This is a genomic window from Roseomonas sp. WA12 (assembly GCF_054165765.1).
On record NZ_CM135108.1, the window covers coordinates 1,232,548 to 1,254,981 of the forward strand.

The 22,434-nt window shown below is 68.3% G+C and carries 23 protein-coding genes; 17 read left to right on the plus strand and 6 right to left on the minus strand.

Annotation, left to right across the window (positions count from 1 at the left end):
* The first annotated feature begins 75 nt into the window (after positions 1 to 75).
* From tpiA to ACVBD7_RS06000, 15 genes are all read left to right on the plus strand, one after another.
* Complete coding sequence (gene tpiA, locus ACVBD7_RS05930) at positions 76 to 834, plus strand: triose-phosphate isomerase (protein ID WP_458096576.1); 759 nt, start codon at positions 76 to 78, stop codon at positions 832 to 834.
* A 43-nt stretch (positions 835 to 877) separates the two neighbouring features.
* Complete coding sequence (gene secG, locus ACVBD7_RS05935) at positions 878 to 1,216, plus strand: preprotein translocase subunit SecG (RefSeq protein ID WP_458096577.1); 339 nt, start codon at positions 878 to 880, stop codon at positions 1,214 to 1,216.
* A gap of 127 nt (positions 1,217 to 1,343) precedes the next feature.
* A complete protein-coding gene (locus ACVBD7_RS05940; protein ID WP_458096578.1) occupies positions 1,344 to 2,975 on the plus strand; it encodes a CTP synthase in 1,632 nt (543 codons plus the stop codon).
* Positions 2,976 to 2,985: 10 nt separating this feature from the next.
* Positions 2,986 to 3,810: a 3-deoxy-8-phosphooctulonate synthase gene (gene kdsA, locus ACVBD7_RS05945; RefSeq protein WP_458096579.1), complete on the plus strand. Its 825-nt coding sequence runs from the start codon at positions 2,986 to 2,988 to the stop codon at positions 3,808 to 3,810.
* A 159-nt stretch (positions 3,811 to 3,969) separates the two neighbouring features.
* Entirely contained in the window at positions 3,970 to 4,572 is a 603-nt protein-coding gene (gene wrbA, locus ACVBD7_RS05950; RefSeq protein ID WP_458096580.1) for an NAD(P)H:quinone oxidoreductase, read from the plus strand.
* 114 nt (positions 4,573 to 4,686) lie between these two features.
* Positions 4,687 to 5,970 carry a phosphopyruvate hydratase gene (gene eno / locus ACVBD7_RS05955; protein ID WP_458096581.1) on the plus strand — a complete coding sequence of 428 codons (1,284 nt, stop codon included), beginning with the start codon at positions 4,687 to 4,689 and terminating at the stop codon, positions 5,968 to 5,970.
* Positions 5,936 to 6,466 carry an FtsB family cell division protein gene (locus ACVBD7_RS05960; RefSeq protein ID WP_458096582.1) on the plus strand — a complete coding sequence of 177 codons (531 nt, stop codon included), beginning with the start codon at positions 5,936 to 5,938 and terminating at the stop codon, positions 6,464 to 6,466. The genes eno and ACVBD7_RS05960 overlap by 35 nt, the downstream gene beginning before the upstream one ends.
* A 287-nt stretch (positions 6,467 to 6,753) precedes the next feature.
* Entirely contained in the window at positions 6,754 to 7,788 is a 1,035-nt protein-coding gene (gene pdhA / locus ACVBD7_RS05965; protein WP_458096583.1) for a pyruvate dehydrogenase (acetyl-transferring) E1 component subunit alpha, read from the plus strand.
* A 1-nt stretch (position 7,789) separates the two neighbouring features.
* On the plus strand, positions 7,790 to 9,247 hold the full coding sequence (locus tag ACVBD7_RS05970) for a pyruvate dehydrogenase complex E1 component subunit beta (protein ID WP_458096584.1): 1,458 nt from the start codon (positions 7,790 to 7,792) through the stop codon (positions 9,245 to 9,247).
* A gap of 12 nt (positions 9,248 to 9,259) precedes the next feature.
* Complete coding sequence (locus tag ACVBD7_RS05975) at positions 9,260 to 10,645, plus strand: pyruvate dehydrogenase complex dihydrolipoamide acetyltransferase (RefSeq protein WP_458096585.1); 1,386 nt, start codon at positions 9,260 to 9,262, stop codon at positions 10,643 to 10,645.
* Positions 10,642 to 11,133: an N-acetyltransferase family protein gene (locus ACVBD7_RS05980; protein ID WP_458096586.1), complete on the plus strand. Its 492-nt coding sequence runs from the start codon at positions 10,642 to 10,644 to the stop codon at positions 11,131 to 11,133. Before ACVBD7_RS05975 ends, ACVBD7_RS05980 begins: the two co-directional genes overlap by 4 nt.
* A gap of 44 nt (positions 11,134 to 11,177) precedes the next feature.
* A complete protein-coding gene (lpdA, locus tag ACVBD7_RS05985) occupies positions 11,178 to 12,572 on the plus strand; it encodes a dihydrolipoyl dehydrogenase (RefSeq protein WP_458096587.1) in 1,395 nt (464 codons plus the stop codon).
* Between the two features lie 67 nt (positions 12,573 to 12,639).
* A complete protein-coding gene (lipA, locus tag ACVBD7_RS05990; protein ID WP_458096588.1) occupies positions 12,640 to 13,749 on the plus strand; it encodes a lipoyl synthase in 1,110 nt (369 codons plus the stop codon).
* 11 nt (positions 13,750 to 13,760) lie between these two features.
* A complete protein-coding gene (locus tag ACVBD7_RS05995; RefSeq protein ID WP_458096589.1) occupies positions 13,761 to 14,228 on the plus strand; it encodes a type II toxin-antitoxin system RatA family toxin in 468 nt (155 codons plus the stop codon).
* 234 nt (positions 14,229 to 14,462) lie between these two features.
* On the plus strand, positions 14,463 to 15,527 hold the full coding sequence (locus ACVBD7_RS06000) for a threonine aldolase family protein (protein ID WP_458096590.1): 1,065 nt from the start codon (positions 14,463 to 14,465) through the stop codon (positions 15,525 to 15,527).
* Between the two features lie 6 nt (positions 15,528 to 15,533).
* Here ACVBD7_RS06000 and ACVBD7_RS06005 read toward each other — a convergent pair whose 3' ends face one another.
* From ACVBD7_RS06005 to ACVBD7_RS06025, 5 genes are all read right to left on the minus strand, one after another.
* Complete coding sequence (locus ACVBD7_RS06005; protein WP_458096591.1) at positions 15,534 to 16,091, minus strand: GNAT family N-acetyltransferase; 558 nt, start codon at positions 16,089 to 16,091, stop codon at positions 15,534 to 15,536.
* Positions 16,092 to 16,227: 136 nt separating this feature from the next.
* Positions 16,228 to 16,725 (minus strand): CinA family protein, encoded by a 498-nt coding sequence (locus ACVBD7_RS06010; protein WP_458096592.1) that lies wholly within the window; start codon positions 16,723 to 16,725, stop codon positions 16,228 to 16,230.
* Entirely contained in the window at positions 16,722 to 17,159 is a 438-nt protein-coding gene (locus ACVBD7_RS06015; protein ID WP_458096593.1) for a phosphatidylglycerophosphatase A family protein, read from the minus strand. The genes ACVBD7_RS06010 and ACVBD7_RS06015 overlap by 4 nt, the downstream gene beginning before the upstream one ends.
* The gene (locus ACVBD7_RS06020; protein ID WP_458096594.1) at positions 17,159 to 18,016 is read right to left on the minus strand and encodes an alpha/beta fold hydrolase; all 858 of its coding nucleotides are present in this window, start codon (positions 18,014 to 18,016) and stop codon (positions 17,159 to 17,161) included. The genes ACVBD7_RS06015 and ACVBD7_RS06020 overlap by 1 nt, the downstream gene beginning before the upstream one ends.
* Before the next feature lie 17 nt (positions 18,017 to 18,033).
* Positions 18,034 to 20,079, minus strand: coding sequence for a transglycosylase SLT domain-containing protein (locus ACVBD7_RS06025; protein ID WP_458096595.1), 2,046 nt, complete (start codon positions 20,077 to 20,079; stop codon positions 18,034 to 18,036).
* Between the two features lie 184 nt (positions 20,080 to 20,263).
* Between ACVBD7_RS06025 and dapA the strand changes: the two genes are divergently transcribed.
* Both dapA and smpB read left to right on the plus strand, forming a co-directional pair.
* Entirely contained in the window at positions 20,264 to 21,142 is an 879-nt protein-coding gene (dapA, locus tag ACVBD7_RS06030; RefSeq protein ID WP_458096596.1) for a 4-hydroxy-tetrahydrodipicolinate synthase, read from the plus strand.
* 4 nt (positions 21,143 to 21,146) lie between these two features.
* A complete protein-coding gene (gene smpB / locus ACVBD7_RS06035) occupies positions 21,147 to 21,635 on the plus strand; it encodes an SsrA-binding protein SmpB (protein WP_458096597.1) in 489 nt (162 codons plus the stop codon).
* Between the two features lie 21 nt (positions 21,636 to 21,656).
* Here smpB and ACVBD7_RS06040 read toward each other — a convergent pair whose 3' ends face one another.
* Positions 21,657 to 22,418: a hypothetical protein gene (locus ACVBD7_RS06040; RefSeq protein WP_458096598.1), complete on the minus strand. Its 762-nt coding sequence runs from the start codon at positions 22,416 to 22,418 to the stop codon at positions 21,657 to 21,659.
* Between the last annotated feature and the right edge of the window lie 16 nt (positions 22,419 to 22,434).

Sequence of the window (22,434 nt, forward strand, 5' to 3'; positions counted from 1 at the left end):
GTTGCCAAACCTCCATGCGCCCGATACGCGGCCCAGAGAGACTGTAAGCTACCCGCCGCCACGCCAGGAGAGCCCATGACCCCCGGAGTCCGTCCCCTTATTGCCGGCAATTGGAAGATGAACGGCACGCTGCGCGAGGCCGCGGCCCTTGCCGAGGGCGTGCGCGCCGGGCTGGATCGCGTGGCCGGGGCGGACCTGCTGATCTGCCCGCCCTTCCTGCACCTGCATGTCGCGGCGGCCTCGATGGGCTGGAAGCCGGTGGCGCTCGGCGGTCAGGACTGCTCGGCGGAGGCCAATGGTGCGCATACCGGGGACATCTCGGCCGCGATGCTGGCGGATGCGGGCTGCGGCTATGTCATCCTCGGCCATTCCGAGCGCCGGGCGGATCATGGCGAGACGGACGCCCAGGTGCGCGCCAAGGCAGAGGCCGCGATGGAGGCCGGGCTGATCCCGATTGTCTGCGTGGGCGAAACCGAGGCGCAGCGGGATGCCGGTGAGGCGGAGTCGGTGGTTGCCGCCCAGATCGCGGGATCCCTGCCGGCCGGCTTCGCCGCGGCAAAGGGGGTTGTGGCCTATGAGCCGGTCTGGGCCATCGGCACCGGCCGGACCCCGACGGAGGGGGACATCGCCGCCGTGCACGGACGGATGCGGGCGGAGGTCCTGTCCCGGTTTCCGGGCGCCGGCGCTACCACGCGCCTGCTCTACGGTGGGTCGGTGAAGCCCTCCAACGCCGCCGCGATCCTGGCGCTGGCGGATGTGGATGGCGCGCTCGTGGGGGGCGCGAGCCTGAAGCCGGAGGACTTCCTGGCGATCGGGGCGGCCGTTCCGGCCTGAAACCCTTTCCCAGAGCCCGTTACGGGTTTAAGAGCGGGCCACCATGACCACCGTCCTTCTCGTCCTGCACTTCTTCGTCGCCGCCGCCCTGATCGGGGTGGTGCTGCTTCAGCGCAGCGAGGGCGGGGGGCTGGGCATCGGCTCCTCCCAGGGAATGGGCAACCTCATGTCCGGCCGCGGCACCGCGAACTTGCTGACGCGGGCGACCGGAGTGCTGGCGGCGCTGTTCATGGCGCTGGCCCTGGCGCTCGGGTTGCTGAACCAGGGGACAGGGCGGCAGCGCTCCCTTTTCGATTCGCCGCCGCCCGCCGCCGGTGGCGCGGCTCCGGCTGCCCCGGCTCTGCCGGCGCTTCCGGCCACGCCGAGCGTCCCCACCAACTAATTCTCTGTTCCCGCCCGGTAATCGGGCAGCGGCGCCGTTCAAGCCGGCGTCGCGCATGGCTCTCCTGCGTCGGCGGGGCTTCGTGCCCCTGGCCGCGGCGCGTCCTCGTTCGCTATAAGGGTCACCCATGACGCGGTACGTATTCATCACCGGCGGCGTGGTCTCTTCCCTTGGAAAAGGCATTGCCGCTGCATCCCTTGCGGCGCTCCTGCAGGCGCGCGGCCACAAGGTCCGCATGCGAAAGCTGGACCCCTATTTGAACGTCGATCCGGGCACGATGAGCCCGTATCAGCACGGCGAGGTCTTCGTGACCGATGACGGGGCGGAGACCGACCTCGATCTCGGGCACTACGAGCGCTTCACCGGCGTGCACGCCAATCAGGCCGATGCCTGGACCTCCGGGCGCATCTATTCCGACGTGATCGCGAAGGAGCGGCGCGGGGAGTATCTGGGCGGCACCGTGCAGGTGATTCCGCACGTCACGGACGCGATCAAGGCCGGGGTGACCACGGGGGTCGAGGATTACGACTTCTGCCTCGTCGAGGTCGGCGGCACCGTCGGCGACATCGAGAGCCTGCCCTTCCTGGAGGCGCTCCGGCAGCTCGCCAACGAGCTGGGGCCGCGCAACGCGCTTTTCGTCCATCTGACACTGGTGCCCTGGATCGCCTCGGCCGGCGAGCTGAAAACGAAGCCGACGCAGCACTCGGTGAAGGAACTGCTGGGGCTGGGCATCCAGCCGCAGATCCTGCTCTGCCGCTGCGACCGGCCGATCCCGGAGAATGAACGGCGCAAGATCGCCAGCTTCTGCAACGTGCGGCCGGAGAGCGTGATTCCGGCGCTGGACGCCAGCTCCATCTACGCCGTGCCGCTGCAATACCATGCCGAGGGGCTGGACCGGGAGGTGCTCCGGCACTTCGACATGTCGGTTTACGGCGAGCCCGACCTGTCCCGCTGGCAGAAGATCGTGCAGTCCCTGGAGCAGCCGGAGGGCGAGGTCACCGTCGCCGTCGTCGGCAAGTACATGTCCCTTCTCGACGCCTACAAGTCGCTCGGTGAGGCGCTGACCCATGGTGGCATCGCTCACAACGTGAAGGTCCGGCTCGACTGGGTGGACAGTTCCATCTTCGAGGGCGAGGGCGCGACCAAGCGGCTGGAAGGGGTGCATGGCATTCTCGTTCCCGGCGGCTTCGGCGAGCGCGGGAGCGAGGGCAAGATCCGCGCGGTACAGTTCGCGCGGGAGCGAAGCGTGCCCTTCCTCGGCATCTGCTTCGGTATGCAGATGGCGGTGGTCGAGGCCGCGCGGAACCAGGCGGGTCTGCCCGGCGCCTCCTCGACCGAGTTCGGGCCCTGCGAGGACCCGGTGGTCGGTCTGCTGACGGAATGGAAGCGCGGCAACCAGGTGGAGAAGCGCGAGGAGGGCGGCGATCTCGGCGGAACCATGCGGTTGGGTTCCTACCCCTCGCTCCTGGCCGAGGACTCCCTGGTTCGCGCCATCTATGACGGCAGGGCCGAGATCATGGAGCGGCACCGCCACCGCTACGAGGTGAATGTGAACTACCGCGAGAAGCTGGAGGCCACTGGTCTGCGCTTCTCCGGGATGTCACCCGATGGGGTGCTACCCGAGATCGTGGAGCGGCCGGACCATCCGTGGTTCCTGGGCGTGCAGTACCACCCGGAGCTGAAGTCCAAGCCCTTCGAGCCGCACCCGGTTTTCGCGGGCTTCATCGGCGCGGCCGTGCGCCAGGCCCGTCTTGTCTGAGGTTCCTGGTATGAAGCGTGTCTCGATCGGCAGCGTGGAGGTCGGGAACGACCTTCCGCTCACCTTCATCTCCGGCCCCTGCCAGATTGAATCCCGTGCTCATGCGCTGGAATGCGCGGAGGCCCTGGCCGAAATGGGCCGGGCCGCGGGCGTGGGGATCGTCTTCAAGTCCTCCTACGATAAGGCCAACCGCACCAGCGCCGGTGCGGCGCGCGGCGTTGGCATGAGCGAGGGGCTGTCCATCCTCGCCGAGATACGCGAGCGCACAGGGCTCCCTGTCCTGACCGATGTGCACGACGCCGCCCAGTGCGCCCCGGTGGGGGAGGTGGTGGACTGCCTGCAAATCCCCGCCTTCCTTTCTCGCCAGACTGACCTGCTGCTCGCGGCCGGGGCGACGGGTAAGGCAATCAACGTGAAGAAGGGCCAGTTCCTCGCGCCCTGGGACATGGTGAATGTCGCCGCCAAGGTGGCTTCCACGGGCAATGAAAAAATCTTGCTCTGCGACCGCGGGACCTCCTTCGGCTACAACACCCTCGTGAGCGATCTGCGGGGCCTGCCGATCATGGCCCGCACCGGCTACCCCGTGGTGTTCGACGCCACGCATTCCGTGCAGCAGCCCGGCGGATTGGGAGGCAGCAGCGGCGGCCAGCGAGAGTTCGCACCCGTGCTGGCCCGCGCCGCCGTCGCGGTGGGTGTGGCGATGGTATTCATCGAGACGCATCCAGACCCGGACCATGCCCCCAGCGACGGGCCGAACATGATCCAGATCCGCGAGATGCCGGCGCTCATCGCCCGGCTGATGGCCTTCGACGCCCTGGCCAAGGCCGCGGCCTGACCTGACGCCCACTTATCGGGCCGGGATGTTGACGGGATTGTCAGCATCCCGCCGTGAATGATCGTCATTTCCTCCAAGCGTTGTCCGCCGGCGCGGTCGTCCTCTAACCCGGGGGCGACAGCCGCCGCCTGGCGGCTCCTGCATAAGGGATAAACGGCGATGGCGAAGGTCCTGGTGCTCTACTACTCGAGCTACGGTCATATCGAGACGATGGCCCATGCGGTGGCCGAGGGTGCCCGCTCGGTGCCCGGCGTCACTGCTGATGTGAAGCGCGTGCCGGAGCTGGTGCCCGAGGAAATCGCCCGGGCCTCCCACTATAAGGTGGACCAGGCAGCGCCAGAGGCGACGGTTGCGGAACTGGCTGAGTATGACGCCATCATCATCGGTACGCCGACCCGCTACGGGAACATGGCGGCTCAGATGAAGAACTTCCTGGACCAGACCGGTGGGCTTTGGGCCAAAGGGGTGTTCAACGGGAAGGTGGGGTCCTCCTTCACCTCCACTGCGAGCATCCACGGCGGGCAGGAAAGCACGATCCTGGCCACCAACAACGTTCTGTACCACCTCGGCATGGTCATCGTGGGCCTGCCCTACAGCTATGCTCCGCTGACGGATGTGACGAAGGTGCAGGGCGGCACCCCCTACGGGGCCAGCACCATTGCCGGGGGCGACGGCAGGCTGCAGCCGACCGAGGACGATCTGGGTGCGGCGCGGTTCCAGGGCGCCCATGTGGCGCGGATCGCGGCCAAGCTCGCGGCCTGAATCGGCGGGGAGGGAAGGGGATCGTTCCGCCTCCTCCCTTGCCTGCGACCCCCGCACGGCCCTATCCGCTTCCCGTCCCGGGAATCGCGGGGCAGGGCCGGGAGAGACCGTTTCATGAGCGCCATTGCCGACATCATCGCCCGCGAGGTTCTGGACAGCCGCGGCAACCCGACGGTGGAGGTGGAGGTGGTGCTGGACAGCGGCGCCACCGGCCGCGCCATTGTCCCCTCCGGCGCCTCGACCGGCGCGCATGAGGCGGTGGAGCTGCGGGACGGCGACAAGTCCCGCTACGGCGGCAAGGGCGTGCTCAAGGCCTGCGCCAATGTCGAGGGCGAGATCTTCGACGCGCTCTCTGGCCTCGATGCCACCGAGCAGGTGAAGATTGACGAGGTGATGATCGAGCTCGACGGCACGTCCAACAAGGGCCGGCTTGGCGCGAATGCCATGCTCGCCGTCTCGCTGGCGAACTCCAAGGCCGCGGCCGAGCATTACGGGCTCCCGCTGTACCGCTATGTCGGCGGCAGCTTCGCGCGCACCCTGCCGGTGCCGATGATGAACATCATCAACGGCGGCCAGCACGCGGACAACCCGATCGACATCCAGGAATTCATGGTGATGCCGGTCGCCGCCGGCACGATGGCCGATGCGGTGAGGATCGGTGCTGAGATCTTCCACTCGCTGAAGAAGGCGCTTCATGATGCCGGCCACGCGACGAATGTCGGCGACGAGGGCGGCTTCGCGCCGAACCTGAAGAGCGCGGACGAGGCGCTGGGCTTCATCGCCAAGGCCTGCGAGGCGGCCGGCCATCGCGTGGGCGAGGACGTGGTCTTCGCGCTCGACTGCGCCGCGACCGAGTTCTTCAAGGACGGCACCTACGACATGGAAGGCGAGGGCAAGAAGCTCGATGCGCAGGGAATGGTCGGCTACCTCGCCGATCTCTGCGCGCGCTATCCCATCGTCTCCATCGAGGATGGCTGCTCCGAGGATGACTGGGAGGGGTGGAAGCTCCTTACCGACCGGCTGGGCAAGACCGTGAACTTGGTTGGCGACGACCTCTTCGTGACCAACCCCGAGCGCCTGCGCCAGGGCATCGAGCGCGGCGTCGGCAATGCGATCCTGGTGAAGGTGAATCAGATCGGCACGCTGACCGAGACACTGGATGCCGTGGAGACCGCGCACCGTGCCGGCTACAAGGCGGTAATGTCGCACCGCTCCGGCGAGACGGAGGACGCGACGATCGCGGATCTCGCGGTGGCGACCAATTGCGGCCAGATCAAGACGGGCTCGCTGTCGCGCTCCGACCGACTGGCGAAGTACAACCAGCTGATTCGCATTGAGCAGAATCTGGGCCCTGCCGCACGCTATGCGGGTCGTACCGTGCTTCCGCGCAGCCGCTGAAAGATCTGATTCATCACTGCGCGCGCCGTCATCGCGGCGCGCGCGCTACGTCGGACAGGTTTTCTTCGGCGTTGCTCCGAAACGCCTTGCGCTACAGGGCTTTGACCATTCTACTCCGGCGCAGGGGATCATTCCGATCGGCCTAAGCTCTTCGGGGGAGGGGCAGCTGGCTTTTTTCAAGGGGGTGAAGCGTCGGGCGCAAGCCTTGGTGCTTCCGACAATTTTCTTCGCGCTGTGCGGCTACTTTGCACATCACGCGATCCATGGCACGCGCGGCTTGATGGCCCGCGATGCCCGCAACGCCGAAATCGTCGCCGCACGGCTCGTGCTAGCGGAGGCTGAGTCGGAGCGGGATGCAATGGAGCGCAAGGTGGCGGGTCTGCGCGCCGAGCACCTGGACCGCGACATGCTGGAGGAACGCGCCCGCGCCCTTTTGAATGTTGTGGCGAAGGAAGAAATCATCATCCCGTACGCGCCGAATCGTCGCCTCTTCTGAGGTGAGGCCGGCTGGACAGGACCGAGAGCGCGGCGGGCAACCGGCGCGCTTTCCTGCATTGCAGCGAGCGTATCCGCAGGGAGACTTTCTAGCTGCGGAACAACACAGAGTGTTTGGAATAGAAAGCCGCGAGAGAAACGCCGATTAACTGAAAACAGGTTAATCGTATTGTTGCAGTGCAACATCAAAGACTTAGCCGAGTCTTGTAGCTTGCTGAACGGGTGCGGCATCCGTATCTGCCCAAGCGAGGCCATCTCTCTGGCCGGCTTGAACGCAGGAGCAGCCCCATGGCCCTCGGGACGGAGATTGCGGCGAAGCGCCGCGGCGGACGTGGTAAGGACTCCCCTCCCGGCACGGACCACAACCAGGACATCCTGGGCAAGGCCTACCGGGAGATGCTCCTGATCCGTCGGTTCGAAGAGAAGGCCGGCCAGCTTTATGGCATGGGTCTCATCGGCGGCTTCTGCCACCTCTATATCGGCCAAGAAGCCGTGGTGGTCGGCATGCAGATGACGCTGGAGGAGGGTGACGAGGTCATCACCTCCTACCGCGACCACGGCCATATGCTGGCGACCGGCATGGAGGCCCGCGGTGTGATGGCGGAGCTGACCGGCCGGATCGGCGGCTACTCCAAGGGCAAGGGCGGGAGCATGCACATGTTCTCCCGCGAGAAGGGCTTCTATGGCGGCCACGGCATCGTGGGTGCCCAGGTGTCGCTCGGAATCGGGCTGGCATTCGCCAATTGGTACCGCGAGGACGGCAAGGTGGCGCTCGCCTATTTCGGCGAGGGCGCGTCCAACCAGGGCCAGGTCTATGAGAGCTTCAATCTGGCCGCCCTGCTGAAGCTCCCCTGCGTCTTCATCATTGAGAACAACCGCTACGGCATGGGCACGAGCGTCGAGCGTGCCTCGGCCTCAAAGGACCTGTCCAAGAACGGCGCGCCCTGGGGCATCCCGGGGGAGCAGGTGAACGGCATGGACGTGCTGGCGGTGAAGGCCGCCGGTGAGCGCGCCGTGGCGCATTGCCGGGAGGGCAAGGGTCCGTACCTGCTGGAGATGCAGACTTACCGCTATCGCGGCCACTCCATGTCCGACCCGGCGAAGTACCGGACTCGGGAGGAGGTGCAGAAGATGCGCGAGCAGAGCGACTGCATCGAGCAGGTCCGGAAGCTGCTGCTCGAGAGCGGCACGCCCGAGGCCGATCTGAAGGCGGTGGACGACGACGTGAAGGCCATCGTGCAGGACGCCGCCGAATTCGCGCAGTCCAGCCCCGAGCCCGACGAGTCCGAGCTCTGGACCGATATTCTGGTGGAGACCCGCTGATATGGGCGCGACCATTCTGATGCCCGCCCTCTCCCCCACGATGACGGAGGGCAAGCTCAGCCGGTGGCTGAAGAAGGAGGGCGATGCGGTGAAGTCCGGCGACGTGCTCGCCGAGATCGAGACCGACAAGGCCACCATGGAGGTGGAAGCCGTCGATGAGGGCACCATCACCAAGCTTCTCATCCCCGAGGGGACCGAGGGTGTGCAAGTGAATGCCGCCATCGCCGAGCTGGATGGTGGCGACGGAAAGGCCGCATCGGCCGGCGACACCTCGACCCCTTCCGACCAGCAGGGTAGCAAGCCGGCTACGCCGCAGCAGCCCGAGAGCAACGCCACCCAGCATGGCGGCGAGGTCGGGAAGGTGGCGAAGGCTGCCGAGGATCACGCGCAGGTTGCTGCCAAGGGCGCCGATGAGCGCGAGGGCGTCTCGGCCAAGCCGAAGGCGCCGGCACTCGAGGCCGAGAAGGACTGGGGCGAGACCAGGCCCACCACGGTGCGCGAGGCGCTGCGGGACGCGATGGCGCTGGAGATGCGCGCCGACAAGGACGTGTTCCTGATGGGTGAGGAGGTCGCCCAATACCAGGGCGCCTACAAGATCTCGCAGGGGTTGCTGGATGAGTTCGGGCCGAAGCGGGTCATCGACACGCCGATCACGGAGTACGGCTTCACTGGCATGGCCGTGGGCGCGGCGCTGACGGGGCTGAAGCCCATTGTCGAGTTCATGACCTTCAATTTCTCGATGCAGGCCATCGACCACATCATCAACTCGGCGGCGAAGACGCTCTACATGTCGGGCGGCCAGCTGGGCTGCCCGATCGTCTTCCGCGGGCCGAACGGTGCTGCGGCCCGTGTGGCCGCGCAGCACTCTCAGGACTTCACCTCCTGGTACGCGCATGTGCCGGGGCTGAAGGTGATCGCCCCCTGGTCGGCAGCGGATGCGAAGGGGCTGCTGCGGGCGGCCATCCGCGACCCGAACCCGATCGTCTTCCTCGAGAACGAGATTCTCTACGGGCAGACCTTCGATTGCCCGACCTCCGATGACTTCATCCTGCCGATCGGCAAGGCGAAGGTGGAGCGGCAGGGCACGGACGTCACCATCGTCTCCTATTCCATCATGGTGGGAATGGCGATGCAGGCGGCCGAGGAGCTGGAAAAGGCGGGGATCTCCGCCGAGGTGATCAATCTCCGCACCATCCGCCCGCTCGACATTGAGACGGTGTTGGCCTCCGTCCGAAAGACCAACCGCCTCGTCACGCTCGAAGAGGGTTGGGCCTTCGCCAATATTGGCGGCGAAATCGGCATGCAGGTGGTTGAGGGCGCCTTCGACTATCTCGATGCCCCGCCGGTCCGCGTGGCCGGTGCCGACGTGCCGATGCCCTATGCGGCCAACCTCGAGAAGCTCGCGCTGCCAACGGTGGCGCAGGTGATCGAGGCGGTGCGCAAAGTCACCTACAAGTAAGGGGCGCGCGCCATGGCCACGAACATCCTGATGCCCGCCCTGTCCCCGACCATGACGGAGGGGACGCTTGCCCGCTGGCTCAAGAAGGAGGGCGAGCAGGTGAAGTCCGGCGACGTGATCGCCGAGATTGAGACTGACAAGGCCACGATGGAATTCGAGGCCGTGGACGAGGGCATCCTCGGCAAGATCCTCGTGCCGGATGGCACGGAAGGGGTGAAGGTCAACCAGCCTATCGGCATCATGGTCGATGAGGGCGAGGCCGTGCCGTCCGGCAATGCGACTTCGGCCGGCAGCAGCACGAAGAAGGCCGAGGAGCCGGCGCAGTCCGCCTCCGCCGGCCCGGCCATGGAGGCCGTGCAGGCCGCCGGCGGCAAGGTGGCCGGCGCCGCCGAGCAGCCGGTGATGCCGGACATGCCGAAGTCGTCCGGCCAGGCACCGCCCGCGGCAACCGCTTCGGGCGGGCAGGGGGGGCGCGTCTTCGCCTCGCCGCTTGCTCGTCGCATGGCGGAGCAGGCCGGGATCGAGCTGGGTTCCGTGAAGGGATCCGGCCCGAACGGGCGGATCGTGAAGTCGGATATCGAGGCTGCCCAGGCCTCACCGAAGCCTGCTGCGACGCCCCAGGCCCAGCCCGCCGCCGCGCAGCCGGCACCTGCCGCTGCCCCGGGGCCCGCGCCCAAGGCGCCGGCCCCGGTTATCACGGCGCCGCACAAGCTCGTGCCGCACTCCTCGATGCGGAAGGTCATCGCGCGCCGCCTCACCGAGGCGAAGCAGACCATCCCGCATTTCTACGTCTCGATCGACGTGGAGCTGGATGCGCTGATGAAGCTGCGCGCGGATCTGAACGCGCGTTCGCCGAAGGAGGGCGCTGGGGCCTACAAGCTTTCGGTGAACGACCTGGTGATCAAGGCGACTGCCGCGACCCTGCGGAAGCTGCCTAACACCAACGCGTCCTGGACCGACGAAGGGCTGGTGATCTACGACGACGTGGACATCAGCATCGCCGTCTCCATCCCGGACGGGCTGATCACCCCGATCATCCGCAAGGCCGATCAGAAGGGGCTGGCCACCATCTCCACCGAGATGAAGGACCTGGCTTCGCGCGCGAAGGCCGGCAAGCTGAAGCCCGAGGAGTTCCAGGGCGGCGGCTTCTCCATCTCGAACATGGGCATGTTCGGCGTCTCCACCTTTTCGGCCATCATCAACCCGCCCCAGGCCGGAATCCTGGCCGTGTCCGCGGGCGAGAAGCGGCCGGTGGTGAAGGACGGGCAGTTGGCGGTCGCGACGGTGATGACCGTGACGCTCTCGGTCGATCACCGTGCGATCGACGGCGCGCTGGCGGCGGAGTGGGTCTCGACCTTCAAGTCGATCGTCGAGGACCCCCTGAGCCTGATGCTGTGAGCGAGACCGCCGCCCCGTTCACGCTGCGCGATGCCACCCCGGCCGACCTGGCCGAGGTGGTTCGCCTCGTCCGTGACCTCGCGGAATACGAGAAGCTGCTGCACGAGGCGGTGGGCACGGAGGAGGACTTCCGCGCCTTGCTGTTCGGTGAAAGGCCATTGCTGCACGCCGTGCTGGCGGAGGTGGATGGCCGGGTCGTCGGGCAAGCGTTGTGGTTCAACAATGTCAGCACCTTCACGGGCCGCCCGGGAATCTACCTGGAAGACATCTTCGTGGAGCCGGCGTATCGGGGCCTGGGCATCGGACGCGCCTTCTTCCGCTACCTCGCCCAGCGCGCGGTGGCGGAGGGGTGGACGCGGCTGGATTGGCAGGTGCTGGACTGGAACGAGCCCTCCATCGCCTTCTATCGCGGCCTTGGCGCCGAAACGAAGAAGGAGTGGCTGGGCCAGCGGCTGAGTGGCGAGGCCTTGCGGCGATTGGCCGCCTGACACATCACGCGGCGCCCTGAGCGTCGCCACGGAGGAGGCCACCCATGGCCGATGCATTCGATCTGGTGGTGGTGGGCGGTGGGCCCGGTGGCTACGTGGCCGCAATCCGCGCCGCGCAGCTGAAGATGAAGGTCGCGCTGGTGGAGCGCGAGAACCTGGGTGGTATCTGCCTGAACTGGGGCTGCATCCCCACTAAGGCGCTGCTGCGGGCGAGCGAGATCAACCATCTCCTGCACACGCTCGATGCCTATGGCTTCGCGGCGGACAACATTCGCTTCGACTTCCAGAAGGTGATCAAGCGCTCCCGCGCGGTGGCGGGTCAGCTCTCCTCCGGCGTGAAGGGGCTGATGAAGAAGAACAAGGTGACCGTCTATGACGGCACCGCGAAGCTGGCCGGTCCCGGCAAGCTCTCCGTCACAAAGGACGGCAAGCCGGTCGCGGATCTGGAGGCGAAGAACATCATCCTCGCCACCGGCGCCCGTGCGCGCGTGCTGCCGGGGATGGAGCCTGACGGGAAGCTCGTCTGGTCCTATCGCGAGGCGCTGGTGCCAGACACCATGCCGAAGTCGCTGATCGTGATCGGCTCTGGCGCGATCGGCAGCGAGTTCGCCAGCTTCTTCCTCAACATGGGCGCCCAGGTGACGCTCATCGAAGTGATGGACCGCATCCTGCCGGTGGAGGACGCGGAGATCAGCGCCTTCGTACAGAAGTCCTTCGTGAAGCAGAAGATGAACGTGCTGACCGGCGCGAAGATTGGCCAGATCACCAAGTCGGGCGATTCGGTCACCGTCACGGTCGAGGCGGGCGGCAAGACGCAGACAATCACGGCGGACCGGATGATCTCGGCCGTCGGCATTGTCGGTAATGTCGAAGATCTCGGCCTGGAGGGCACCAAGGCGAAGGTGGAGCGCAGCCACATCGTCATCGACGAGCTGTGCCGGACGGGGGAGCCTGGCCTCTATGCCATCGGCGACGTCGCCGGCCCGCCCTGGCTGGCGCACAAGGCGTCCCACGAGGCAATCATCTGCGTGGAGGGCATCGCCGGCCTGCACCCGCATGCGATGGACCCGCTGAACATCCCGGGCTGCACCTATTGCCGCCCGCAGGTGGCCAGCGTCGGCCTGACCGAGGCGAAGGCGAAGGAGGCGGGCCATGAGGTCCGTGTCGGGCGCTTCCCCTTCATCGGCAACGGCAAGGCCATCGCGATGGGCGAGCCGGAGGGCCTGATCAAGACGGTGTTCGATGCGAAGACCGGCGAGCTTCTGGGCGCCCATATGGTCGGGCCCGAGGTGACGGAAATGATCCAGGGCTACACCGTCGCCCGGACCTTGGAGACGACCGAGGTGGAGCTGATGCACACGGTCTTCCCCCACCCCACGGTCTCGGAAGCCATGCATGAGGCCGTGCTTGATGCATATGGCCGGGTCATCCACATCTAGAGGCGAACCCCGCCCACCCCCATCGCCGCGCCCCGGTTTCTCGGGGGGCGGCCGAAGGAAGTATTCCATGGCCACCCGTATCCTGGTGGATCACCGCGCCGGCGGCGCCCAGGCCTCCGGCCCTGTGCCCGAGAGCCTCGGCGCGCCTGAGGCCGCTCTCATTGCCGTTCAGGACGGTGCTGCCCCGGCGCTGCCGGCCCATATCGCCCGGATCGTGCCCAGTGCCGCCCCGGCGCCGCTCCGCCATCCCGAGAAGGCGAACCGGCCGGACAACCCCATCAAGCGCAAGCCGGATTGGATCCGGGTGAAAGCCCCGACCCACCCGATCTATCACGAGACCCGCAACCTGATGCGGGAGAACAAGCTCGTCACCGTCTGCGAGGAGGCGGCCTGCCCGAATATCGGGGAGTGCTGGTCCCAGCGCCACGCGACCATGATGATCATGGGCGGTATCTGCACGCGTGCCTGTTCCTTCTGCAACATCACGACAGGCATGCCGAACGCCCTCGACACCGACGAGCCGCGCCGTGTCGGCGATGCGGTAGCGGCGCTGGGCCTGCGTCACGTCGTCATCACTTCGGTGGACCGTGATGACCTGAAGGATGGCGGCGCTGAGCACTTCGCCCGCACCATCGCCGCGATCCGGGCCGCGGCCCCGGGCACGACGATCGAGATCCTCACGCCGGACTTCCTGCGCAAGCCCGGCGCCCTGGAGGTGGTCGTGGCCGCCCGGCCGGACGTGTTCAACCACAATCTGGAAACCGTGCCGCGTCTCTACCCGACGATCCGCCCCGGCGCGCGTTACTTCCATTCCCTGCGTCTGCTCGACGAGGTGAAGCGGCTGGATCCCGGCATCTTCACCAAGTCCGGCGTGATGGTCGGGCTTGGCGAGACGCGCTCCGAGGTGCTTCAGGTGATGGACGACATGCGCTCGGCCGAGATCGATTTCCTGACGATCGGCCAGTACCTGCAGCCGACCGTGAAGCACGCTGCGGTGGATCGCTTTGTCGAGCCGGCCGAGTTCGAGGACTATGCCCGCATGGCGCGCGCGAAGGGGTTCCTGCTTGTCTCGGCGACGCCGCTGACGCGCTCTTCCTACCATGCGGACAAGGACTTCGAGGCCCTGCGCGCCTCGCGCGAAGCCTCGCTCGGCCGCACGCCCGCGACGGCCGCTTAGAGCCGCGCCGGATGCCCACCCATGCCGAGAAGAAGCGGCTTCCCTACACGCCCGAGCAGATGTTTGACCTGGTGGCCGATGTCCGGCGCTACCCGGAGTTTCTGCCGTGGTGTGTCGGCGCGCAGGTGGTTTCTCGCAACGAGGGAGAGCTGATCGCGGACCTGACCATCGGCTTCAAGATGTTCCGCGAGACCTTCCGAAGCCGGGTCACCCTCGAGCGCCCGCACCACGTCCATGTGGAATATCTCACAGGCCCCTTCCGCTACCTGAACAACCACTGGCGCTTCTCCCCGGTCGAGGGCGGCGTGGAGGTCAATTTCTTCGTTGATTTCGAGTTTAAGTCGCGCTTGCTGCAGGCGGTGATCGGCACCGTGTTCAACGAGGCGGTGCGCCTCATGGTTCGCGCCTTCGAGCGGCGCGCGATGGCTCTTTACGGGCGCGAGCGCCCGGGTGCACGGCCGGCCAGCGCCACGTCCTGAGCCCGTGTCAGGACAATGAGGTTCGGCGGCCGGCCAGTCTTGCCTCGTGCTCGCGGATGACCACAGCGTCGCTCTGCATCTCCGACTTAAGCGTAAGCACGTAGTCCAGCCGGGCTGGCAGACGACCGACCGGCCGGGCCTTGCCACGTATTCGATCTGCAGCCTCCCTGCTGGCGCCTACAGTGCGGCCGGCGCGTTCTGGTCATGCGCGGCGTGGGGTGGCAAGGTCGGGGCATGGTTCATGCCCCCGAACGCCCCGCCCCGGGCGCACCGCCCGTCCATATCAACCTCTATTCCGACACCCAGACCAAGCCCACGCCGGCCATGAAGGCCGCGATGATGGCGGCCGAAGTCGGTGACGAGCAGCATGGCGACGATCCGACCGTGCACCTCCTCTGCGACCGCATGGCGGCATTGCTGGGGAAAGAGGCGGCGATGTTCCTGCCTTCCGGCACCATGGCCAACGTCGTCGCGCTGAACGTGCACTGCCGCAACGGCGACGAGGTCCTGGCGCATGAGACCGCGCATATTCTGACGAGCGAGGGCGGCAGCCATGCCGCGATTGCCGGCGTGCAGATCAACCCGCTTCCCGGGCCGCGCGGCATGTTCGACGCCGAGACGCTGCGCGCCGCCATCCGCCCCCGCAACCGCCACTCGCCGCCGCAAACCCTCCTCGAGATCGAGCAGACTGCCAATACTGGCGGCGGCGCTGTCTGGCCGGTCAACACGCTGCACGAGCTGACGAACATCGCCCATGAGCAGGGCTGGGCGACGCATATGGACGGCGCGCGGCTGATGAATGCCTGCGTCGCGGCCGGCGTGCCCGCCGCCGAGATGTGTTCGGGCTTCGACACGGTGTGGCTGGACTTTACCAAGGGCCTGGGCGCCCCGCTCGGCGCCGTGCTGGCCGGAAGCGAGGAATTCATCGGCCAAGCCTGGCGCTGGAAGCAGCGGTTGGGTGGGGCCATGCGCCAGGCCGGCATCGTCGCCGCCGCCTGCCTCTACGCGCTCGACCACAACGTCGACCGGCTCGCGGAGGACCATGCCAACGCGAAGGCCCTTGCCGCCGGGCTGCGTCAGATTGCAGGTATCGCGGTGGAGGAGCCGGACACCAACCTTGTTTATTTCGACCCGACCGGAGCAGGGATGGCGCCGGTCGCCCTCCAGGCGGCGCTGCGGGCCGAGGGTATCGCGGTCAGCGCCCTGGGCGGGCGGCTGCGCGCCTGCACGCATCTGGACGTGCAGGCACCTATGATCGGCGAGACGCTGGAGGCGATCCGCCGCCTGCTTCGGAACTGATTCGGATCAGGCGGGGCCGGGCCCGACTTCTCCCAGCAGGGTGGCGAGCGCTCCCGCCTCGATCCGGTAGTAGGTGCGTCCCAGTACCCGCCCGCCCGCGCCGTCATAGAGTCGGCGAGCGGGCAGGTTGAGCGAGTCCGTCGTCCAGTCGAGCGCGCAGAAGCCGCCCTCTCGTGCGACCCGGGCAGCGCCCACCACCAGGGCTCGGCCCGTGCCGCGCCGGCGTGCCCGGGCCGAGACGTAGAGATCCCGGACATAGAGGGAGCGTCGCAGCTCGGCGGCGGGAAGCATCACGTTCAGCACGCAGGACCCGATGGCGACATTGTTCTCGAAAGCCAGCAGTGTGCGCGGGTTGAACCCTTCGGGGGGCAGGCTGCAGAGGAGCTGCGCCGCTTCCAGCGCCTGCGGCTCGGAAACCGGTGCGCCGTAATGAGCCTGCATCTCGGACAGGAGCACGGCCAGCCCCTCCACATCCGAGACGCCGGCAGCGCGGACGACGGGCGCGAAATCGGCGGAACTGGACAGCCCGCCGTCCCCTTCATCTGCCCGCGTCAGACTGTTCATCACGAAAACTCCCGCCAAGTCGTGCTGCGCCACTCGCGTCCGGCGCGCAGGATCGTAGCGGAAGACGACCGGAGCGGACCAGGGTGGGGCGGGATACAACGGCGCGACAGGCCCGTGTCAGGGGCGTTGGTCCGGACTAGTTGCCGCCGCGCGACAGGGTGGCGCCGAGCCGGAGGGCGGCCTCGACGCTCGCCTCTCTCACTGCATCGCGGTCGCCCGGGAAGACGTGCCGCTGCACGACGGGCGCGCCGCCACGCAAGGCGCCGCCAATATACACAAGGCCTACCGGCTTCTCCGCGCTTCCGCCGCCCGGTCCCGCGATCCCGGTAAGAGAAAGGGCGAGATCCGCGCCGGATGCACGCAGCGCCCCCACCGCCATTGCCCGCGCACAGTCCTCGGACACGGCGCCGACACGGGCCAGCACCTCCTCCGGCACTCCGAGCAGTGCCGTCTTCATCTTGTTGGAATAGGTGATGAGTCCGCCGAGAACGGATTCGGAGGAGCCGGGCACGCCGGTGAGCGCGGCGGAGACGAGGCCGCCCGTGCAGGATTCAGCAGTCACCACGGTCAGCCCCGTGGAGCGCAACAGGTACAAAAGCTCAATCGCCAGGGCCCGAGTGAGGGGGGGCGTCACGCCAGTCCCCCCGCGCGGGCGGCCAGCAGCACCGCGCCGGCGAGCAGCCCGGCCAGGATATCGTCCAGCATCACGCCCGTGCTCCCCTCCATCCGGTCGGCCCACCCGATCGGGCCAGGCTTCAAGATATCGGCCGCGCGGAACAGTGCGAAGGCCGCCAGAACCCACCACGCGCCGGCATCGGCAGGCAGCGCGGCGAGGGCAAGACATTGGCCGGCCGCCTCATCCACGACTACCCAGCCCGGATCTTCCCGCGCCTCTGGAAGACGGGATACGGCCAGGATGCCGAGCAACGAGAAGCCGATGCCAAGGACGAGGCACCCCCAAGGGCCGAGCAGCACCGCGGGCAGCACGAGCGCGGAGGCCCAGGTCCCGGGAGCCGGACGCAGGAAGCCGATGCCGAACAGGCTGGCCGCCGCCATGGCAGGACGCATCAGGGAATGCGGTCCAGGAACTCGTCCAGCGGGCCGACCAGTTCCGGCTCCTCCAGCGTGGGCGCGTGGCCGGCGCCGGGAAGAGTGAGCAGTTCCAGGTCCGGCTTGTCGCGCACCATGGCGCGGACGGTGTCGGCGGCCAGGAACTCGCTCGACTCGCCCCAGACGAGCATGGTCGGGATCGGGCGCAGGCCACGGAAGGCCGGGCCGAGATCGAGCGCGCCGCCGCCCGCCTCCATGGCCTGCTGGATGCGCGTGTCCCAGCGCGGGTGCAGCTTGCCGTCCTCGCCCGGCTTGTAGGTGAGGGCCGCGAAGTGCCGCCAGGCCGCATCATCTGGCAGGGGGATGAGCGGCATGATGGTGCGAAGGTAGGCGACCGCCTCGTCGATATCGGCGAAGCCGGGATCGTAGCCGGCGAAGCCACCGACGAGTTCCAGGCCGCGCGGGTCGATGCGCGGGCCGATATCGTTCAGCACGACGCCACGCAGCAGCGTGGGGCGCAGCACCGAGAGCACCATCGCCATCAACCCGCCGAAGGAGGTGCCCACGAGCACCACCCGCGGCAGGTGCAGCGCCGCGCAGGCATCCAGGATGTCGCCCACCGCACGCTCCGGCCGGTATCGGGCAATGTCAGCGGCACGGGCGCTGTCGCCATGGCCCATATAGTCGATCGCGACGACGCGCCGGCGCCCCTGGTGGCGGCCCGCCAGCAGGGTGAAGTCGCGCGTCGTACGGCAGATGCCGGGCAGGAGCAGCAGGGGCGTGCGCGCCTCGTCCCCCGCCCAGTCCAGCGCGGCAAGGGACAGACCATCGCGCGCCGCGACGCGCCACTCAACGGGCAACGGGACGTCCAGCATCTTCGCCTCCAACGGGCTCAAGGCGCGGCCATCCAGGGCTTGAGCGGATGGGCCAGCCCGGCCGCCGCTGCGTCGCGCGCGCGATACACCATCACGTTCTCCACCACGCGCTGCACGTAGTTCCGGGTTTCCGTAAAGGGGATCAGCTCGATCCAGTCGATCACGTCCAGCCCCCCCTCGCCGGGGACGCCATAGGTACCCAGCCACTCCTGAACACGGCCCGGCCCGGCGTTATAGGCGGCGGCGGCCAGTGCCAGGTTGCCGCCGAAGCGCGCCATCTGGTCCGACAGGTACTGCGACCCCAGCCGCATGTTATGCGCGGGGTCGCTGGTCAGCCAGCCCGGCTGGTGCGGCAGGCCGAGCTTCCGGGCCACGCCTGCGGCCGTCGCAGGCAGAAGCTGCATAAGGCCGCGCGCGTTGGCGGGGGAGACGGCTTCAGGGTCGAAATTGCTTTCCTGCCTGGCAATGGCGTTCACCACCGCCGGCTCCAGCACGCCTTGCGGTGCGGGGTAGGGCGTGGGCCAGCCCTCTGGCAGCAGCATCACCCCGTCGGCGCCGGCCCGGCGGGCGATCCACACTGCGAAGTCCGGCCGGCCGAGCTGCACCCCAAGGCGGGCGATCAGTACGCGATCCGCCGCATCCGGGGAGAGCTCCTCCATCCGCAGCAGGAATATGCGCGCGCGTCGGGCATCACCGAGATCGGCGAGCGCAGTGGCGGCAGCGGCCAGTTCGCGCCCCATGAACAGGCGCTGCATCTCGGCATCGGGTTGGGGCGGAGCGATGGCGCGGATGCGGGCGGAAAGGCGCGCCTCGTCCTCACCAAGGGCCAGCGCGCCGAGCTGGCCGTAATAGGCGGTGCCGAGCAGAGCGGCCTCGTGGAACTTCACCTTGGCGCGGGCGGCGTCACTGCCTTCGAGTGCGCGACCTTCCCAAAAGGCCGCGCGGGCGCGGGTAATGATGCTGGCGCTGTTGTCGCCGAGCAAGGCGAAGTGGCGTGCGGCCGTGCTTGGATCGTTCAGGCGCCGAAGTGCGACCCAGCCGGCGAGGAACTCCGCTTCCTGCCGGGGCTCGCCGCTCGTCTGCCCGTGCTGGGACGCAACTTGATAGGCCAGCCGGTCCTGGCCGACGCGCAGCAGCTTGCGGGCGAGAACCTGTCGCTCCGCCCAGATCGCCTTGGCCGCCTCCGGCGTGAGATCCCGCTGCAGCGGCGCGGCGGCCGCCCAAGCGGCCGCGGCTTCGGCGTCGCGCTCGCCCCGGCGCAGGAGGCGCGCGCTGGCGGCTAGCGTGCCGAGGTCGTTGCTCTCCGTGACTGCGCCAGCCCGCTCACCGGCGATGGCGAGGCGCTGGTCGGCCAGGGCCCGCTGCGTGGGATCGACCCAGGCGGCCGCGCGGGCGGCATCGCCGAGGTCGCGGGAGAGGAAGAGGCGGTCGAAGCGGCGCCAGCGGTCCTCGGCCGTGAGAAGTGCGGCATTGCGCTCGGCAAAGCCCGATTCGGCCCCGGCATCCCCGAGACCCTCGGTCCAGGCCGCGCGCAGGATAGTGGTGGCCCGTGCCGTGTCGCCGCTCCGCAAAAGGCCATCGGCGTGGCGCTGGGCGCCGTCCAGCGTCATTGCGGGGTTACGGGCGAAATGGGCGAGGGCGCGCGCGTCGTCCGGATCGGTGGCCAGCGCCTCCTCCGTACGGCGGTTCAGCGTCTGGGGCAGAGGCCAGTCGGGGTTCTCGGCGACCCAGGCGGCGAGCTCCGCCGCCGTGCCCTGGCCCCGGGTCTGGAGACGCAGCCAGAGCAGAATCTTGCGGACCAGCGGGTCGGCCTGGGCCGCCGCAGCGGCCGCCTCCGTGTGCCGGCCGCCATTGGCCAGGCCCAGCGCGGCGCGCCCGGCGCCCCGCTGTGCCGGACCGGCCCAGTACTGGACTGGGATGGGCTGAACAGTGCTGTCTCCGGCCGGCGCGGGCCGGGCAGGTTGCGGACGCGCGACGGCGGGCTGCGCCTCCCCGGGTGGGGCGGCAGGGATGAAAAATGCGGCGAAGAGGACGGCTGCCGCCGGCCGGGCCGGGATTCGCATCACCCGCGCTTCTAGCCTGTCCTGCCGCGGCTGTCCCACTCGCCTGGGCCATAGGCCTTGTTCACGCGCGGCCGGGCGCGTAATCGGAGCGACTGGCCCGGGCGCGACCGGGCCGCGTCTGGCGCCAGCGGCGCCGGCACCCCATCTTCTGCCCCCCGCCTTCGCGCCACCAGGAAACGCCCCGATGTTCAAGGGTTCGCTCACCGCCCTTATCACGCCCATGACCGCGGACGGTGCGCTGGACGAGCGCGCCTTCCAGGACTTCGTCTCTTGGCAGGTGGCCGAGGGTACGCAGGGGCTCATTCCTGTCGGCACCACCGGCGAGAGCCCGACGCTCTCCCATGACGAGCACGAGCGGGTTGTTGAACTTTGCATCGAGGCCGCGGGCGGGCGGGTGCCGGTGATCGCGGGCGCGGGATCCAACAGCACGGCCGAGGCGGTGGCGCTGACGCAGCATGCCAAGCGGGCCGGGGCGGATGCCGTGCTCGTCGTGACGCCGTACTACAACAAGCCGACGCAGGAGGGGATGTACCTGCACTTCATGGCGGTCGCGGATGCGGCTGACATCCCCGTCATCATCTACAACATTCCTCCGCGCAGCGTGATCGACATGAGCGTGGAGACGATGGCCCGGCTGGCGCGCCACCCGAACATCGTTGGCGTGAAAGATGCGACCGCGAATCTGGCTCGCCCGCTGCACACGCGTGCCGCCTGCGGCGAGGATTTCTGCCAGCTCTCGGGCGAGGACCACACGGCGTTGTCCTTCAACGCCGCCGGTGGGGTGGGCTGCATCAGCGTGACCGCGAACATCGCGCCCCGCCTGTGCCGCGAGATGCAGGACGCCTGGGCCGAGGGCCGGGTGAAGGAGGCCATGGCCATCCAGAACCGGCTGCTGCCCGTGCATGACGCCATGTTCTGCGAAACCTCGCCGGGCCCCGTAAAGTATGCCGCCAGCCTGCTCGGCTATGGCGGCGCATTCTGCCGCCTGCCGATGGCACCCGTTGCCGACACGACAAGGGAGCGCGTGCGCGCCGCCATGAGCGGCGCCGGGCTGCTGAACTAGGATCATGGCCGAAGCGAAGAAGAAAAAGACCCTCATCAGCCACGGCATCGCGGCGCAGAACCGGAAGGCGCGCTTCGACTTCAAAATCCTCGATACCTATGAGGCCGGCATCGTCCTAGTCGGGCCCGAGGTGAAGAGCTTGCGTGCGGGCCGCGCGACGCTGACCGAGGCCTGGGCAGGCGAGCGCGACGGTGAGATGTGGATCTTCAATCTCTACATCCCGGAATGGCAGGCCGGCAGCGTTGTCGCCCATTTCGAGCCGCGCCGGCCGCGCAAGCTGCTGCTGCACCGCAAGCAGGCCGAGACGCTGGCGGGCGCGGTGACGCGCGAAGGGCACACGCTCGTGCCGCTCGACATCCACTTCAACGACCGCGGTGTCGCCAAGCTCACCCTTGGCCTGGCAGAAGGCAAGACCAAGGCCGACAAGCGCCAGGCGATCGCCGAGCGCGACTGGAAGCGCGACAAGGCCCGGGTTATGCGCGACCGGGGCTGAGGCCCCGGCCGTCACTCTCGATCAGACAGGCGCGACGCGGCAGGTCAGCGGCGTGAGCTGGCCGACCTCGCCCAGGTATTCGGCACCTGCAGCCGGGATGGGCGGCATGCCGGACAGGCTGCCGAGGGTGAACACCTCGCCCGCCGCGATTCCTCGGTTCCCCCGCCGCAGGCGGTCGAGGAGGGCGTCGATCAGCGGCACCACGGGGGCGGCCACATGGGCGCCGTCCCGGCGGGAGATCACCTCGCCGTCCTGCGACAGAATGGCGGTACCCATAAGGTCCAGATCCTCGAGCCGCCAGGGCATCAGCGTCGGCGTCAGCATCGCGCCCTGATTGGCCATGCAGTCCGCGATCCGCTCCAGGGCGGTGACCCGGGCGTCGGGAAGGAAGCGCGGGCGGACGAATTCGAGCAGGGTCGCCGGCGTCGCGAGATCCGGCAGGTCCCCGAGGACGAGGCTCGCCATGTCGGCTGCGGTGCAGCCTCGCCGGAACACAAGCGCCAGTTCCAACTCGATGAACCGCTCGGGTCGGAAGGAGACGCCCTCCTTGCCCTCTGGTTGGGCGACGATGTGAGCGGCGGGAATGGGCGCGGTGAATACCTGCCCCTCCAACCGCCCAACCTTCCAGCCGCCGGGGCGGTCGCCGAGCGCGGTGAGGGTCGCGTGCTGGATCGCCTCGGCCGCATCCATTGTTTTCGGGCGCAAGGTGTCCGGCAGGCCGGCAATGGCGTCTCCGGTCCGCGCGCGAGCGAGGAGGGTGCCCGCTTCCTGGATGGGGTCCACGCTATTCTCCCTAGAT